The organism is Rhizobium sp. HT1-10, from assembly GCF_049472505.1.
In the GTDB taxonomy this organism is placed as follows: Bacteria; Pseudomonadota; Alphaproteobacteria; order Rhizobiales; family Rhizobiaceae; genus Rhizobium.
On the sequence record NZ_JBCEBQ010000008.1, the window covers coordinates 134,721 to 151,136 of the forward strand.

Sequence of the window (16,416 nt, forward strand, 5' to 3'; positions counted from 1 at the left end):
TGACGCTGCCCTACCCCACAAAGGCGCGCTCGATGACGAACTCGCCGGGCTTGTTGTTGGCGCCCTCGTTGAGGCCCGCCTGCTCCAACAATTCCTTGGTTTCCTTGAGCATCGCCGAAGAGCCGCAGATCATGCCGCGATCGGTGGACGGATCGAGCGGCGGAACACCGAGGTCTGTGTAGAGCTTGCCCGATGCCATCAGGTCGGTGATGCGTCCACGATAGGCGAAATCCTCGCGAGTCACAGTCGCATAATGCCGCAGCTTGCTGCCAACAATCTCGCTCAGCAGCTCGTCATGCTGGATCTCATGGACCAGATCGAAGCCGTATTTCAGCTCGGAGATTTCGCGGCAGGTATGGGTGAGGATGACCTCGTCGAACTTCTCATAGGTCTCGGGGTCGCGGATAAGGCTCGCGAAGGGCGCGATGCCAGTACCGGTCGAGAACATATAGAGACGATTTCCGGGCGTCAGGGCGTCGAGCACCAGCGTTCCCGTCGGCTTCTTGCGCATCAGCACCTGGTCGCCGGGCTTGATGCCCTGCAGATACGACGTCAGCGGACCTTCGGGCACCTTGATCGAGAAGAACTCCAGCTCGTCGGCCCAGGCAGGACTGGCGATCGAATAGGCACGATAGATCGGCTTCCCATCGACCATGAGACCGATCATGGCGAATTCGCCCGAGCGAAACCGAAAGCCCTGCGGCCGCGTCATCGTAAATCGAAACAGCCGGTCGGTATAATGGGTGACGCTCAGCACCGTTTCGGCAAAAACGCCAGCGGGAACTGTGGAAGCGAATTCGTCTGTTGTCGTGGGGGCGTTCATGCGATGTCGGATCCCATATTGCTACTGCGACCTGTCGTGCTCGCAGGCTGATATTCCAAAAAGCCCGCCAATTAAAGGCATAGCGTTTCGCAATGCGAAAAGAACGGGAAATATGCATTTCCCGGTCAAGTTTCAAATGTGATTCCTGGGCATTCAGGCAATGCACAGAAGCGATTGGAGCCGCGCAAGAGAGCGTGTGGCCGTCAGGCCGACTTCGGCGAAACACGACGCCAGCTATAGCCCTGCCCGACCTCGGCGCTGCGCGCGGTCGGCTGATAATGATGCGGGATGCCGGGAAGCCGATTGTCCGCGAGCCGCTTGAGAGCGGTCGCGTTAGTGACGGAGAAGCTGTCGAAGCCGCAGCGCAGCATCAGCGGAATCTGGTCGATCAGCACATCGCCAACCGCGCGAAGCTCGTTCGCGTAACCCAGACGCTGGCGCAGCAGCGAGGCTTGGCTGAAGCCACGACCATCGTTGAACGCCGGGAAAGACACCGCAACGATCTCGAGACGATAGAGATAGGGCTCGAGCCGCGATACATCGTCCGCTGGCTTCAGCACAACTCCGAGACCCACGTCATTGCTCTCCTCGGCCCGGACGATCAGCGTGTCCAGGTCGAGCAGAGTCTTCTGGTCTTCGCCCGCCGTGAGGTCGTCCGTCTCGACAATCCAGGGATCGTTTTCGACGAAGCCTGTTTCTCTCCAAATCCTGGTCATGGTCATTCCCTTATGCCGCTTCCGCTGCCGAGCCGTAGAGCGCATCCTTGAACGGTTGCGGTCCGACCCGGCGATAGGCGGCAAGGAAGATTTCAGACGGGTCCAGCCGCAGCCCCAGATAGGTATTGACGATCGTCTCTATCGCGTCCGTCACCTTGTCCGGATCGAAACCGCGACCGACGATTTCGCCGATCGACGTATGTTCGTCGCCGGAGCCGCCGAGGGTGATCTGGTAGAGCTCTGCCCCCTTCTTCTCGACGCCGAGCAGACCGATATGGCCGACATGATGGTGGCCGCAGGCGTTGATGCAGCCGGAGATCTTGATCTTCAGCTCGCCGATCTCAGCCTGGCGCTCGGCACTGCCGAACCGGCTGGAAATCTCCTGCGCCAGCGGGATAGAGCGCGCATTGGCCAGCGCGCAATAGTCGAGGCCGGGACAGGCAATGATATCGGTGATCAAGCCGGCATTGGCAGTCTCGAGACCCGTCCCCTGCAGACGGCGGAAGACCGATTCCAGATCTGCCAGCGCCACATGCGGCAGGATCAGGTTCTGCTCGTGACTGACGCGGATCTCGTCGAAGGCAAACTCTTCGGCGATATCGGCAACGATTTCCATCTGCGCATCCGTGGCATCGCCCGGGATGCCGCCGATAGGCTTCAGCGAGATGGTCACCATGCCGTAGTCGGGGTTCTTGTGCGGCTGTACGTTCTGCTGCACCCAGCGGGCGAAATCCTCGTCGGCCTTCTTCCAGCGCGCCAGGCTTTCCCAGCCCTCCGGACGCTCCGGCATGTCGGGAAGCGCAAAGTAGCGGGTGATCGCCTGGACGTCTGCATCCGGCAGCTTCAGCTCGCTATCCTTCAACTGCGCGAACTCGACTTCGACCTGGCGAGCCAGTTCCTCGGCGCCGGTCTCGTGAACGAGGATCTTGATGCGCGCCTTGTACTTGTTGTCGCGGCGGCCATGGAGATTATAAACGCGCATGACGGCGGTGGTGTAGGACAGCAGATCTTCTTCCGGCAGGAAGTCGCGGATCAGCTTGGCGATCATCGGGGTGCGGCCCTGGCCTCCGCCAACATAGACCGCAAAACCAATCTCGCCCTTGTCGTTCTTCTTCAGATGAAGGCCGATGTCGTGCACCTGGATCGCGGCGCGGTCGCGCTCGGCGCCGGTGACGGCAATCTTGAACTTGCGCGGCAGCAGCGAGAATTCCGGGTGAACCGACGACCACTGGCGCAGAATCTCTGCATAGGGGCGCGGATCGGCGACTTCGTCGGCGGCGGCACCGGCGAAATGGTCGGCGGTGACGTTACGGATACAGTTGCCCGAGGTCTGGATCGCGTGCATCTCGACCGTCGAAAGATCGTGCAACACTGCCGGCATGTCGGACAGTTTCGGCCAGTTGAACTGCAGGTTCTGGCGGGTGGTAAAGTGGCCGTATCCGCGGTCGTATTTCCGCGCCACATGGGCCAGCATGCGCATCTGCTTCGAATTCAGCGTGCCATAGGGAATAGCGATACGCAGCATGTAGGCATGCAGCTGAAGATACACGCCGTTCATCAGCCTGAGCGGCTTGAACGCATCTTCCGCCAGCTCGCCGGAAAGGCGGCGCTCGACCTGATCGCGGAACTGCGCGACACGCTCGGCGACAAAGGCATGGTCAAATTCGTCGTAGCGATACATCGTCTTCCTCAGGCATCAATGAATTTCGGATCGGCGATCGGATAGCCCGGCGCGTATTCCATGGTCGGACCTTCGGCGCGGATGCGTTCGCGCAGGCGCAGCGGCCACAGCACACCTTCTGTTTCTTGGACGTCGATGACGTTGACGTCAACGACCTTGTTTTCAGCATAAGCGCGCTTGCCGATGGCCTCCAGCGCCGCCACGGCTTCCGGGTGGCGCGCGACCAACGCCCCCTGGAGGGACGTCGACCATTGGCCGTTGGCATCGAGCCAGACGGAGATGCCATCGGTCAGGCGGTTGGCGGTCAAAACCTTGTCTACCATCTCAGCTCCTTGCACGTTCGGGAGCCACGGTCAGCTGATGGACCAGCGGCTCGGAATGGTCGAAATTGGCACCGGCCACGGCATCGCCGATGATCACCATGACCGGACCGGTCAGCTCATCGCGAAACTCGAGATCGGGGAGGTCTTTCAGCGTGCCGTGCAGTAGGCGGCGATCGGCCCGGCTGGCATTCTCGATGACGGCAACCGTCGTTTCGGCGGGCAGTCCCGCCTCCATCAGGCGGCCGGCGACGGACGCCGCAACCGTCCGGCCCATGTAGACGGCGATGGTCGCGCCCGAGATCGCCAAGCCAGCCCAATCCGGCAGGACATCGCCGGTCAGATCATGGCCGGTCGTGAAGACCAGCGAAGAAGCGACACCGCGCAGCGTCAACGGCAGCTGGAAATCGGCGGCGGCGGCGAGTGCCGAGGTGATGCCGGGAATGATTTCATAGGAAATGCCAGCAGCGCGAAGCGCCGCCATTTCCTCGCCGGCCCGCCCATAGATCAGCGGGTCGCCGGACTTCAAGCGGACGACGCGCTTGCCGTCGCGACCGAGCTGCACCAGGAGATCGTTGATCTCGCTTTGCGACTTGGAGTGACAGCCCTTGCGCTTGCCGACCGACAGACGCTCTGCGTCGCGGCGCCCCATGTCGACGATCGCCTGCGGGACGAGCGCGTCGTAGACCAGCACGTCGGCTTCCATCATGGCGCGCTGCGCACGCAGCGTCAGCAGGTCTTCCGCGCCGGGCCCTGCCCCGACCAGCCAGATATGACCCTCGGCCTTGCCCGACGCCTGCAGGAGAGCATCGGCCGCGCGTTGCGCCTGCGGGATGTCACCGACGGCAACGGCGTCGGCGACGCGCCCGGAGAAGAACCCACGCCAGAAAATCCGCCGGGCCACGCCCTTCGGCAGGTGCTCTTCCACGGCTTTGCGGTAGCCGATGGCCAGCTGCGCGAGCCGCCCGAGCGAGGGCGCCAGCAGCTGGTCGACCTGCGCTCGGATCATCTGCGCCAGCACAGGGCCGGCGCCTTCTGTGCCGATGGCGACGGCAAGAGGCGCGCGGTTGACGATGGCGGGGGTGTAGAAATCGCACTGGTCCGGCTGGTCGACGGCGTTGACCGGGATCTTCGCGGCCCTTGCCGACGTCGCGATATGGCGATCGAGTGCTGCATCGCCGGTCGCGGCAAAGACCAGCACGGCGCCATCCATGTATTCGGGCGAAAAGGGCTGCGGTACCGTCTCTATCTGGTGCAAAGCCAGGAACGCGGCGTAGTCGGCGGCCGGATCGTCGGCATAGGCGACGATCCGGGCACGGGTGTTCGACAGCAAGCGGACCTTGGCAAAAGCCTCGTCACCATTGCCGAAGACAACCGTCGTCCGCCCTTCCACGCGCATGAAGGCCGGAAACACGGAAAGCTGGTCATTCCAGGAAAGCATTATCATTCCACTTTGCGAGCGGCCGAATATGGCTTTTGTCAGCTAGTAAATGAAGAAACAGAAATTCCAATCGCGCCGGTCCCGCGTATTCTTTTACCCGACAAGCGCCACCCTTGAGTATAACTGACCGGAAGCGGCGGCTGAAGTCGGCGATTTTTATTCTCTGTGACAAAGAATGTCCATTCGCCATTTTCGCTTTCGTCGCAGCGATTTGTGAGGCTAAACTCGCCAAACGATATCTGAGGAGTGTGCCACTTGTCGTCCGAAATCACCGCGCGTCTGCTCGACGTGATGGAACAGACCATCCTTCCCCTGACCGAGAAAGGCGTTGCCGACGGCAACAAGGTGTTCGGCGCAGCGATTCTGCGCAAGTCCGATCTGTCGGTGGTGGTTGCCGCCACCAACAACGAGCTTGAAAATCCTCTCTGGCATGGCGAGGTCCATACGTTGAAGCGGTTTTACGAGATGGGACAGACGCCTGATACCAAGGAGCTGATCTTTCTCTCGACCCATGAACCCTGCAGCATGTGCATGTCGGCCATCACCTGGGCCGGCTTCGACAATTTCTATTACTTCTTCAGCCACGAGGATTCGCGCGATGCCTTTGCCATTCCGCATGATTTGACGATCCTGAAGGAGGTCTTCGGCCTCGAGCCCGGCGGCTACCGCAAGCACAACGCCTTCTGGCAGAGCTTCGCCATCGCCGACCTGGTGGCGATCGAACCGGAGCCGACCAAAGCCGCCCTCGAGGCGCAAACGGCACGGATCAAGGAAGCCTATGCCCAGCTTTCAGACAGCTATCAGGCGACGAAGGGCGACAACGCCATTCCGCTCAACTGACGCCATGACAAACGACCGAGACGCCGTGATGGAAGCTTCCAAGGATATTTCCCGCCTGATCGAAATCATGGCGGCGCTACGCAACCCCGAAACCGGCTGCCCTTGGGACATCGTTCAGACCTTCGAGAGCATCAAGCCCTACACGATCGAAGAGGCCTACGAGGTCTCCGACGCGATCGAGCGTAGGGACATGGACGATCTTTGCGACGAACTCGGAGATCTGCTCCTGCAGGTGGTGTTCCACGCCCGTATGGCCGAGGAGGCAGGCGACTTCTCCTTCGGGGACGTTGTCGAGGCCATCACCTCCAAGATGATCCGTCGCCACCCCCATGTCTTTGCCGTCTCGGATGCAGCGACACCAGGCGCGGTGAAGCTGCAGTGGGACCAGATCAAGACGGAGGAAAAGCGGCTCAGGGCCGAGCGTCGGACCAGGCGCGGACTGGAGGCTGATCCCAACGGCGGCCACCTCGGCTCGGTACAGCGCAGCTTTCCGGCCCTGACCGAAGCACTGAAGTTGCAGGAGCGGGCTGCCAAGGTCGGATTCGACTGGTCGACAGCCGAACCGATCCTCGACAAGATCGAGGAGGAGATCGGCGAGTTGCGCGTGGCGCTGAAGGATGGCGATCCGGCCAAGGTCCGGGACGAACTCGGCGACCTGATCTTCGCCGTCGTCAATGTCGGCCGGCACGTCGACGCCGATCCGGAGCAGGCCCTGCGCGGAACCAATACGAAATTTCGCAGACGTTTCGGTCACATAGAGCGGACACTGGAAGCAGAAGGTGAGACCCTGCAGGCGGCGACGCTGGAGCGGATGGAGGAGCTTTGGCAGGCCGCAAAGGCGATCGAACGACAGCTGGATTGAGGCCGCACTGCCCTGCTCGCAGCCGCAAATGCCGGCTGACACCCACGCGGGACCGGCGCATCACCCGAGACCGGTCGCCGGCGAGGCACCGATTCACCGCGCGTCATCCTCGGGCTTGTCCCGAGGATCTGCAGGCGTCTCATTTTCGGAACGGGTTAGATCCTCGGCACAAGGCCGAGGATGACGAGAGCGCGGCTCCAGCCCGAGGATGACGTAAAGCGTATTGAAATGATCCCAGGACGCGACTGGCCAGACGCGTCCAAGCAGCATCCTACCAGTCGGCGTCCTGCGCCTTCTGGCCATTACCCATGCGGCGCTCCAGCTCGGCAGATTCAGCTTCGGACAGTCGAACGTCGAGCGACACGGTGCCGTCTTCGTTGTCCTCGCGTCCGTCGACAATGCCGTGGCTGTAGAGCCAGGGCAGCAGGGCCAGCTTGTCGAGCGGGACGACAATCGTCGCTTCCACCAGCACGCCCGACAACCGGCCGCTGATCTCGTCCATCAGCGTCTCGACGCCCTCACCCGTGATCGCCGATACGGCAATGACGTTGCGGGCCGTCGAGGCCTTCTGCATCATCGCGTCATGAGCTTCGGGCTCGAGCCGGTCGATCTTGTTCCAGACCTCGATGATGCGCTTTTCGGCCTCCGCCTCGTCGATGCCGAGATCGGAAAGAATGCGCATGACGTCGACGCTCTGGGCGGCATTGTCCTCGTCCGACATGTCGCGCACGTGAAGAATCAGGTCGGCCTCGAGCACCTCTTCCAGCGTCGCCCGGAAGGCGGCGACCAGATGGGTGGGCAGGTCGGAAATGAAGCCGACGGTGTCGGACATGATGACGGTGCGGCCCTGCGGCAGCTTCATCCGGCGCAGCGTCGGATCGAGCGTCGCAAACAGCATGTCCTCGGCCAGCACGCCGGCGCCGGTGATGCGATTGAACAGCGTCGACTTGCCGGCATTCGTGTAGCCGACGAGGGCGACGATCGGATGCGGCACCTTGCGGCGCTTGGCGCGGTGCAGCTGGCGCGTACGGACCACCTGCTCCAGCTCCTTCTCGAGCTTGATGATCCGGTCCTGCAATTGCCGACGGTCGGCCTCGATCTGGGTTTCACCCGGACCACCCATGAAGCCCGCGCCACCGCGCTGGCGTTCAAGGTGGGTCCAGCTGCGGACCAGGCGGCCCTTCTGGTAGTTGAGATGGGCGAGATCGACCTGCAGCGTGCCTTCCTTGGTGGAGGCGCGGCGACCGAAGATTTCGAGGATGAGGCCCGTCCGGTCGATGACCTTGGCGCCCCATTCCTTTTCGAGATTGCGCTGCTGCACCGGCGTCAGCGGATGATCGACGATCACGAGGCCGGCGTTGAACTCATCCAGCAGGCCGCCGATCTCTTCGATCTTGCCGCTGCCGAGCAAGGTCCCGGGGCGGGGCTCGTTGACCGGCACGATGGCGCCATAGACGACTTCGAGGTCGATGGCGTGGGCCAGACGTCGACCCTCTTCAAGACGGCTTTCCGGCGTGCGCGTCGAGGTGACGGTGCCGTCGGACTTGGACGCTCTTCCGCGCGCCTGCTTCAGGACAGGAACGATGACGACGGCTCGCATGTCATCCCGGTGCTTCTCGGCTTCCGGGATGATGCTGTCATTTTTGGTATCGCGTGTGGTGATGTGAAGAATTCCTATTGAGAATGCGGTTTAGGAAGCGGCTTCTTCGCTTTCAAACATCTGCATCGGCTGGCCAGGCATGATTGTTGAAATAGCATGTTTGTAGACAAGCTGAGAATGGCCGTCGCGACGCAACAAGACGCAGAAGTTGTCGAAGGAAGTAACAACGCCAGTCAGTTTGACGCCGTTGATAAGAAAAATTGTCAGTGAAATCTTTTGTTTGCGAACAGTATTGAGAAATAAGTCCTGCAAATTCTGAGAACGTTCCGCCATGGCGCCGCTTCTTTCTTTCATGCCGACCATTTCGGCCGGTTCAATATCATCATAGACTAGGGGCTGCGACAGGAGATACCCTCGCCTCTCCTCCAGCAAATCTTGGTATCAAATCACAGTCTTTTTCGCAATGTCGAAAACGTTATCAGCGGTACTCCCCAAAACCATCGGCCGCAGGCCTGATCTCCTCGACCCACGACCGGTTGCATTGCTCATGGAGCGATCCACCGGCAAACCAAGGCTGGCAGTGGTCCGCAGGTGCCACTAGACACCCAGCGACTTCAGCTTGCGATGCAACGCCGAACGCTCCATGCCGACGAACTCGGCCGTCCTCGAGATGTTGCCGCCGAAGCGATTGATCTGCGCGATCAGATAATCGCGCTCGAACATTTCGCGGGCTTCGCGCAACGGCAAGGTCATGATGTGATAGTCATTCTGGGCTGAGACCTTCGGCAGCATGTCGCCTAGATCGGTTGGCAGCATTTCCGCGGTGATCGGGGTATCGGGACCGTCGGTGCGGGCAAGGATCATCAGCCGCTCGATGTTGTTGCGCAACTGGCGAATGTTGCCCGGCCAGTCATGCGCCTGCAGTACGGCCATCGCGTCATCGCCGATGCGGCGCGGACGAATGCCGGCCTGCTCCGAAATCTGGCGCATCAGCTGGTCGACAAGGAAGGGAATGTCTTCGCGGCGCTCGGCCAATGCCGGCACACGCACCGGAACGACTGCCAGGCGATGGTAGAGGTCTTCACGGAACAGGTTTTCGGCAATACGGCTTTCGAGATTGTAGGCCGTCGACGAGATGATGCGGACATCGACCTTGACGCGCTTCGAACCACCGACACGCTCGAACTGCTGGTCCACGAGCACGCGCAGGATTTTATTCTGCGTCTCGCGCGGCATTTCGCCGACTTCGTCGAGATAGAGCATGCCGCGGTGCGCCTCTTCGAGAGCGCCGATCTTGCGCGCCTGCCCTGGCGAACCCTCGGTGCCGAACAGCGCCACCTCCATCCGATCCGGCGTGATGTTGGCGGCGTTGAGCGCGACGAAGGGGCCGTTGGCGCGGCTCGACTTCTTGTGCACCATGCGTGCCACCAGCTCCTTGCCGGAGCCGGAAGGGCCGAAGATCATGACGCGACTGTTGGTCGGCGAGACCTTGTCGATGGTCTGGCGCAGCTGCGATACGGCGACAGACGTGCCGATCAGCTCGATGGTGTCGCCGGTGCGGCGCTTGAGATCGACGACTTCCTTCTTGAGCTTGGAATTTTCAAGCGCCCGTTCAGCGATCAGGATCAGCCGGTCGGCCTTGAACGGCTTCTCGATGAAGTCGAAGGCACCGCGCTTGATGGCGGAGACGGCCGTCTCGACATTGCCGTGGCCGGAGATCATGACGACGGGCAGGTCCGGGTGTCTGGCTTTGATCTCGTCGAGCAGTGCCAGACCGTCGAGCTTGCTGCCCTGCATCCAGATGTCGAGAAAGATCAGCCGCGGGACACGCTCGGAGATCGTCGCGAGCGCGCTGTCGCTGTCATGGGCGGTGCGGGTCTCGTGGCCCTCGTCGGAAAGAATGCCGGAGACAATCTCGCGGATGTCTTCCTCGTCGTCCACCACCAGAATATCAGATGCCATAAGCTGCTTCCTTGTCGTTGGCTTCGGGAGCGATGGTCGCCAGTTCGCGGCGTGGCAGATGCACGCGGATCATGGCTCCCCTTCCCTGGTCGAATTCGGCGGGGGCATCGTGCAATTCCAGCTGCCCGCCATGGTCTTCAATAATCTTCTTGACGATTGCCAAACCCAGGCCCGTGCCCTTTTCCCGCATCGTCATGTAGGGCTCAAGAATGCTGTGGCGGTTTTCCACCGGCAGGCCGCGACCGTTGTCGATGACATCGACCGTGAACCTGTCGCGCTCCGGATCGAGCGACGCGCGCAGAACGACCGTCGGCGCGCCGCGCTCCTCGCCGCTCGGAACGGCGTCGATCGCCTCGACGGCATTCTTGATGATGTTGCCGAAGGCCTGGCCGAGCATGCGCGTATCGAACATGCCGACCAGCGGATCGCTGCCCAGTTCCCGCTGGAACTTGACGTGGTTGTTGCCCATTTCGCGCAGGAAAGCGGCGTCACGGATGATGCTGCGCAGGTCGGTCGGCTCCATCGTCGGCTTCGGCATGCGGGCAAAGGAGGAGAATTCGTCGACCATCCGGCCGATGTCGCCGACCTGGCGAATGATCGTATCGGTGCACTGGTCGAATACCGCCCGGTCGTTCTCGTCGATCTGCTTGCCGTAGCGCCGGCGGATGCGCTCGGCCGAGAGCTGGATCGGCGTCAACGGATTCTTGATCTCGTGGGCGATGCGCCGCGCGACGTCGGCCCAGGCGGTCGAGCGCTGGGCGATCACGAGGTCGGTGATGTCATCGAGTGTGATGACATAGGATTCCTTCATGTCGCGCGTTTCCTCGCGCGTCACCTGAACGCTCAGCGTCCGCACGGTGCCACCGCGCACGAGGCTGATCTGCTTGCGGAAATCGTTGCGATGGCGCGTCGTTGCCTCCGTCACCACCTGATCGACTTCGGGCGCGATTTCTTCGAGGCTCCGACCCAGCAACTCGCCGCTCGACAGGGTCAGCAGGACTTCGGCCGAGGTATTGACGATGGTGATGCGACGGTCGTGCTCGACGCCGATAACGGCAGCGGTGACGCCCGATAGCACCGCTTCGATAAAGCGGCGGCGGTCGTCGACTTCGTCCTTGGCCTCGAGGATCTCGTCGCGCTGGGTGCGGATTTCGGAGATCATCTTGTTGAAGGTGCGCGACAGGCTGCCGACGTCGCCATCCGCCGCACGCACCGGCACCAGGACGTTCATATTGCCCGATGCGACATTGTCGGCGGCGCTGATCAGCAGGCGGATCGGGCGCACGATCCGGTCGGCTACCGCGATCGCTGTCCAGATAGCGGCGAGCAGCACGATCAGCGCGAAGCCGATGTAGAGCACCGCAAAGGCGATCTGCAGGGACATGCGTCCCTCTTCCATGCCCTTGTACTCGGCGGTGTTTTCCTCAACCATCCGCATCGCGTTCATCACCCGCGGATCGACGGCACGCACAGTGTAGAGATAGGCGCCGGGAATTTCGTCGAGCTTGATGATGGCGCCGACAAGATTGGTTACCCCAGGCGGAATAAGCGTCGGCTGCCCTCCGGCCGATGCCGCAAGCGCATCCTTCGGGATGGCGGGCAGCGGTCGTTCCGTCTTGATGTCCGCCTGGACGATGGCCGAGCCATCGCCGCGCACCAGGAAGGCGCCGAGCAGGCCACGACCCTTCGCCTGGCGTGTCATCAGGTCGCCAAAACCGGTCCGATCGAGGCTGTAGAGGGTGTGGTTGCGCTCGAGGTCGTTGCCCATCGAGGCCGTCTGTCCCTGCAGATAACTGGCATTCTCCATCAGATAGGCCTGGGCGACGTTCTGCGAGGAGCGAATGATCTGCTGGGTCCTGAGCGCAAACCAGCGGTCCAGCCCGACGTTCAGCGTCAGCGATGCGAAGATCGCGACCAGGATGGCAGGGGTGATGGCGACGATCGAGAAGAGGACGACGATCCGGATATGCAGTCGGGCCGCCGCCCGCCCCCGGCTTCTCGCCTTCAACAGACGAAAGACCTCGCGTCCGATCAGGATGATCAGGGCTGCGACAAACAGCGAATTGACGATAACCGATGCGACGACGACGTGGGAGGTCGGAGGAACCGGGGTGAGGCCCAAAAGAATTATCAGGGTGACGCCGGCGCACAGGAGCGCACCGCCTGCCAGCAACAGGCCGGGCAAGGCAAATGTCGCCCGACGATCCGTCACCTTGACGATCGCCTGACCGTTCGCCGACGGCGACACCGCGTCCTCGTTCATGCATTCGTCTCCTGGCCGAAGCGCTTCAGCGCTGGGCCGCGTGATCAACCGATTTTTCGGAGAAGGTCCGTCCGTTGCAAACAGGGCAATAATCCCGCAGGCAGCGCAAGCTCACGGACACCGGCCGCGCGACGGCAAGCGATGTCCACCAACCTCACATGACCCAGTCGCCACGAGATCGTTCAAAACCCCAAATCGGCTGCGTGACCTTTAAGCAACGCATTGTGGCGAAAATGCAACGGTTGCACGGCGGTTGTCAAGCCGTGCGGGAGCTCCGATACACGGAGACGCCCAATTCCCGGATCTTCTTGCGCAGAGTATTGCGGTTGAGGCCAAGGAGATCGGCAGCCTTGATCTGATTGCCCCGGGTGGCGGTCAGGGCTGCGAGGATCAACGGATATTCCAGTTCGGTGAGGACGCGGTCATAGAGGCCGGGCGGGGGCAGATTGTCCCCGAAACTGGTGAAGTAGGCCCGCATGTTTTCCTCCACCGCCTGAGCGATGGTCATCGTGCCTGTGCGAACGGGCCCCTTGTCAATCGGGCTATCCGGAACGTCCGCCCTCAGCTCCGAATCGATGATCTCGCGGGTGATGACTTCCTGCGGATAGAGGGCCATCAAGCGACGGATCAGGTTTTCGAGTTCGCGCACGTTGCCAGGCCAGGGATAGGCCTTCATCAATTCCAGCGCTTCGGTGTCGAATCGCTTGGTGCCGAGCCCCTCCTTTTCGGCCTGCTGGATGAAGTGGCGGACGAGATCCGGAATATCCTCGGCACGATCGCGCAGCGGCGGCAGACGCAGCGGCACGACGTTGAGGCGATAATAGAGGTCCTCGCGGAAGACACCCTGGTTGATCGCCTGCTTCAGGTCCTTGTTGGTGGCGGCGACGATGCGCACATCGGTGCGGATCGGCGTCCGGCCGCCGACGGTGGTGTATTCGCCCTGCTGCAGCACGCGCAGCAACCGCGTCTGCGCATCCATCGGCATGTCGCCGATTTCATCCAGGAACAGCGTGCCGCCCTCGGCCTGCTCGAATCGGCCTGTCGAGCGGTTCTGGGCGCCGGTAAAGGCACCCTTCTCGTGGCCGAACAGCTCCGATTCGATCAGGTCGCGCGGAATGGCCGCCATGTTGATGGCGACGAAGGGGCCGTTGCGGCGCTTGCCGTAGTCATGAAGCGCCCGCGCGACAAGCTCCTTGCCGGTGCCCGATTCGCCGGTGATCATCAGCGTCAGGTCGGTCTGCATCAGCCGCGCCAGCACCCGGTAGATTTCCTGCATGGCGGCGGAACGGCCGACCAGCGGCATGCCGTCCTGCATGTCGTCCTCGATCTTCATCGGCCGGCGCTTCGGCTCCGCCAGCGCCCTGCCGATGATCGCGATCAATTCGGTGAGGTCGAAAGGCTTCGGCAGATAATCGTAGGCACCCTTTTCGGAGGCCTTGATCGCCGTCATGAAGGTATTCTGGGCACTCATCACCAGGACCGGCAGTTCCGGGCGGGCCTTCTTGATGCGCGGCAGCAGATCGAAGGCGTTTTCGTCCGGCATGACCACGTCGGTGACCACAAGATCGCCCTCGCCCGCAGAAATCCAGCGCCAGAGCGTGGCGGCATTGGAGGTTATGCGCACATCGTAACCGGCCCGGCTCAAGGCCTGGTTGAGCACGGTACGAATGGCGGCATCGTCGTCAGCGACAAGAATAGTGGCAGTCATCTGAGAGATCCTGTGGTGTTCGCGGGAAGAGAATCTTCGGGAGTGGTCCCTTTGGAAGCCGGCATCAGGACGCGGAAGGTCGTCTTGTGATTCTGGCTGTCGCACTCGACGATGCCGCCGTGATCGCCGATGATCTTGGCGACCAGCGCCAGGCCTAGGCCGGTGCCGTTGGTCTTGGTGGTGATGAACGGATCGAAGAGGTGCGGCAGCAGATCGGCCGGCACGCCGGGGCCATTGTCGATGACGCAGAACTCAAGCGGCAGGGAAATCTTCTCGCGCGAACCTGCAACCGACAGGCGGATGCCCGGCCGGTAGGCGGTGGTGAGGATGATTTCGCCATCCGGACGTTCGGCGACGGCCTCCGCGGCGTTCTTGATCAGGTTCAGAAAGACCTGAACCAGCTGGTCGCGGTTGGCATAGACCGCCGGCAGCGACGGATCGTAATTCTCGGTGATCTTGATGTTGCGTCCGAAGCCGGCCTTGGCGACGGCCTTCACCCGATCGAGCACGGAATGGATGTTGACCGGCGTCCGGTCGACCGGCCGCTCGTCGGAGAAGACCTCCATGCGATCGACCAGCGAAACGATCCGGTCGGTCTCGTCGCAGATGAGCCGGGTCAACGCCCGGTCATCGTCCTCGGCCGATTGCTCGAGCAACTGGGCGGCACCGCGAATGCCGGAGAGCGGGTTTTTGATCTCATGGGCGAGCATCGAGGCAAGGCCCGTTACCGAACGGGCGGCCGCCCTGTGCGTCAGCTGGCGGTCGATCTTGTCAGCCATCGAGCGCTCCTGGAAGACGACGACGACGCAGCCGGGCTCGCTCACCACAGGCGCCACGTAGATATCGACCAGCTTGTCCTGGCCAAGGCGCGGTGAACTCAGGTCGACCCGGTATTCGCTAACCGGCGCTCGGCGCTCGCGCACTTGATCGATGAGACCGATCAGGGGGCTGCCGAAAGGAATGAATGTCGAGATGTTGTAACGGGCAAGGTGGGAGGCGCTGGCGCCGAAGAAGGCTTCCGCCTCCCAATTGGCAAAGACCATCAGGCCGCGCTCGTCGACCATGACGACGGGGTTCTGAATGGCGTTGAGAACCGCCATGGCAACAGCGTTGCCGGCATGATCCCCCGGCGGTTTGTAGGACTCGGAAGTCATGCTGCCTCCTGCGTCTGCTGCAAATATTGCGAAGCTTCGGAAAGGGCGGAACGCAAAAGTGTCGCGACCTCGCCCGCATCCTTGGATGTCATGATCCGCGCCTTGTCGAAACCGGGCGCATGTCGGTCGAGATACCAGCCGAGATGCTTGCGCGAATGGCGAATGCCGACATCGGCGCCATAAAATTCAAGCATGGCGTGGTAGTGTTCAACGGCGATATCGGCAATTTCCGAGGCCGCCGGCCCTGCGCCCCCTGCCAGCACGCCCGCATGCCACGGACGCCCCTGACAGCCGCGACCGACCATGACCGCATCCGCTCCGGAGCGACGAAGGATGTCGGTGACATCCTCAGCTGTCTCGACATCGCCATTGGCAATCAACGGAATGGAGACGGCGTCACGCACGGCACGGATCGCATCCCAATCCGCTTTGCCCTCATAAAACTGCATGCGCGTGCGCCCGTGGATTGTCACCAGCTTGATGCCGGTCTCTTCCGCACGGCGCGCAATATCGGGGGCATTGATGGACTTCTCGTCCCAGCCGAGCCGCATCTTCAGCGTCACAGGCACGTCGACGGCCTTGACCGTCGCCTCGATCAGCGACAGCGCATGATCCGGCTCCCGCATCAAGGCGGATCCGGCATAGCCGCCGATCACCTTCTTGGCGGGGCAACCCATGTTGATGTCGATGATATCGGCGCCATTGCCGGCGGCGATCTTGGCGGCCTCCGCCAGCCAATAGGCTTCCCGGCCGGCAAGCTGGACCATGTGTGGCTTGAGCCCCGCATGCTTCAGGCGCGACCAGGATTCGGCAGCGTCCTGAACCAACTCACGGCTTGCCACCATCTCCGTTACTACCAGGCCCGCACCGAAGCGCATGGCAAGCTGGCGAAAGGGGAGATCGGTGACACCGGACATCGGTGCGAGCACGACTCGGTTTCTGATCTGGACGGGCCCGACGGACAAAGGTGATGCAATGTCGATGGCAGACAAAAGGTTATCTTTCGGGCACGCGAGGAATTTGCACTATTTTTAGCCACATTTTTT

General features: G+C 61.9%; 14 protein-coding genes. 2 read left to right on the plus strand and 12 right to left on the minus strand.

Annotation, left to right across the window (positions count from 1 at the left end; genetic code table 11):
* Positions 1-10 precede the first annotated feature (10 nt).
* From VH564_RS19365 to cysG, 5 genes are all read right to left on the minus strand, one after another.
* Complete coding sequence (locus VH564_RS19365) at positions 11-823, minus strand: ferredoxin--NADP reductase (protein WP_423341499.1); 813 nt, start codon at positions 821-823, stop codon at positions 11-13.
* A gap of 203 nt (positions 824-1,026) precedes the next feature.
* Positions 1,027-1,539, minus strand: a complete 513-nt coding sequence (locus VH564_RS19370) for a DUF934 domain-containing protein (RefSeq protein ID WP_423341500.1) — start codon at positions 1,537-1,539, stop codon at positions 1,027-1,029.
* A gap of 10 nt (positions 1,540-1,549) precedes the next feature.
* Positions 1,550-3,220 carry a nitrite/sulfite reductase gene (locus VH564_RS19375; RefSeq protein ID WP_423341501.1) on the minus strand — a complete coding sequence of 557 codons (1,671 nt, stop codon included), beginning with the start codon at positions 3,218-3,220 and terminating at the stop codon, positions 1,550-1,552.
* Between the two features lie 8 nt (positions 3,221-3,228).
* Positions 3,229-3,543 carry a DUF2849 domain-containing protein gene (locus VH564_RS19380; RefSeq protein ID WP_423341502.1) on the minus strand — a complete coding sequence of 105 codons (315 nt, stop codon included), beginning with the start codon at positions 3,541-3,543 and terminating at the stop codon, positions 3,229-3,231.
* A gap of 1 nt (position 3,544) precedes the next feature.
* Positions 3,545-4,987, minus strand: a complete 1,443-nt coding sequence (gene cysG / locus VH564_RS19385) for a siroheme synthase CysG (RefSeq protein ID WP_423341503.1) — start codon at positions 4,985-4,987, stop codon at positions 3,545-3,547.
* 285 nt (positions 4,988-5,272) lie between these two features.
* On the opposite strand from cysG, the gene VH564_RS19390 reads away from it, so the two are divergent.
* Together VH564_RS19390 and mazG are read left to right on the plus strand one after the other, a co-directional pair.
* Positions 5,273-5,821, plus strand: coding sequence for a nucleoside deaminase (locus VH564_RS19390; RefSeq protein WP_423341606.1), 549 nt, complete (start codon positions 5,273-5,275; stop codon positions 5,819-5,821).
* Between the two features lie 28 nt (positions 5,822-5,849).
* Complete coding sequence (gene mazG, locus VH564_RS19395; protein WP_423341607.1) at positions 5,850-6,683, plus strand: nucleoside triphosphate pyrophosphohydrolase; 834 nt, start codon at positions 5,850-5,852, stop codon at positions 6,681-6,683.
* A gap of 271 nt (positions 6,684-6,954) precedes the next feature.
* Here the strand turns inward: mazG and hflX are convergent, their stop codons facing one another.
* The 7 genes from hflX to dusB all read right to left on the minus strand — a co-directional run bounded on the left by hflX (position 6,955) and on the right by dusB (position 16,362).
* On the minus strand, positions 6,955-8,355 hold the full coding sequence (gene hflX, locus VH564_RS19400; RefSeq protein ID WP_423341608.1) for a GTPase HflX: 1,401 nt from the start codon (positions 8,353-8,355) through the stop codon (positions 6,955-6,957).
* Between the two features lie 18 nt (positions 8,356-8,373).
* Entirely contained in the window at positions 8,374-8,616 is a 243-nt protein-coding gene (hfq, locus tag VH564_RS19405) for an RNA chaperone Hfq (protein ID WP_003539403.1), read from the minus strand.
* Between the two features lie 264 nt (positions 8,617-8,880).
* The gene (locus tag VH564_RS19410; protein WP_423341504.1) at positions 8,881-10,245 is read right to left on the minus strand and encodes a sigma-54-dependent transcriptional regulator; all 1,365 of its coding nucleotides are present in this window, start codon (positions 10,243-10,245) and stop codon (positions 8,881-8,883) included.
* The gene (locus VH564_RS19415) at positions 10,235-12,508 is read right to left on the minus strand and encodes an ATP-binding protein (protein ID WP_423341505.1); all 2,274 of its coding nucleotides are present in this window, start codon (positions 12,506-12,508) and stop codon (positions 10,235-10,237) included. Before VH564_RS19415 ends, VH564_RS19410 begins: the two co-directional genes overlap by 11 nt.
* 256 nt (positions 12,509-12,764) lie before the next feature.
* Positions 12,765-14,216, minus strand: a complete 1,452-nt coding sequence (ntrC, locus tag VH564_RS19420) for a nitrogen regulation protein NR(I) (protein WP_423341506.1) — start codon at positions 14,214-14,216, stop codon at positions 12,765-12,767.
* Positions 14,213-15,370 (minus strand): two-component system sensor histidine kinase NtrB, encoded by a 1,158-nt coding sequence (locus tag VH564_RS19425; RefSeq protein ID WP_423341507.1) that lies wholly within the window; start codon positions 15,368-15,370, stop codon positions 14,213-14,215. The genes ntrC and VH564_RS19425 overlap by 4 nt, the downstream gene beginning before the upstream one ends.
* The gene (gene dusB / locus VH564_RS19430) at positions 15,367-16,362 is read right to left on the minus strand and encodes a tRNA dihydrouridine synthase DusB (protein WP_423341508.1); all 996 of its coding nucleotides are present in this window, start codon (positions 16,360-16,362) and stop codon (positions 15,367-15,369) included. The genes VH564_RS19425 and dusB overlap by 4 nt, the downstream gene beginning before the upstream one ends.
* Positions 16,363-16,416: the final 54 nt, after the last annotated feature.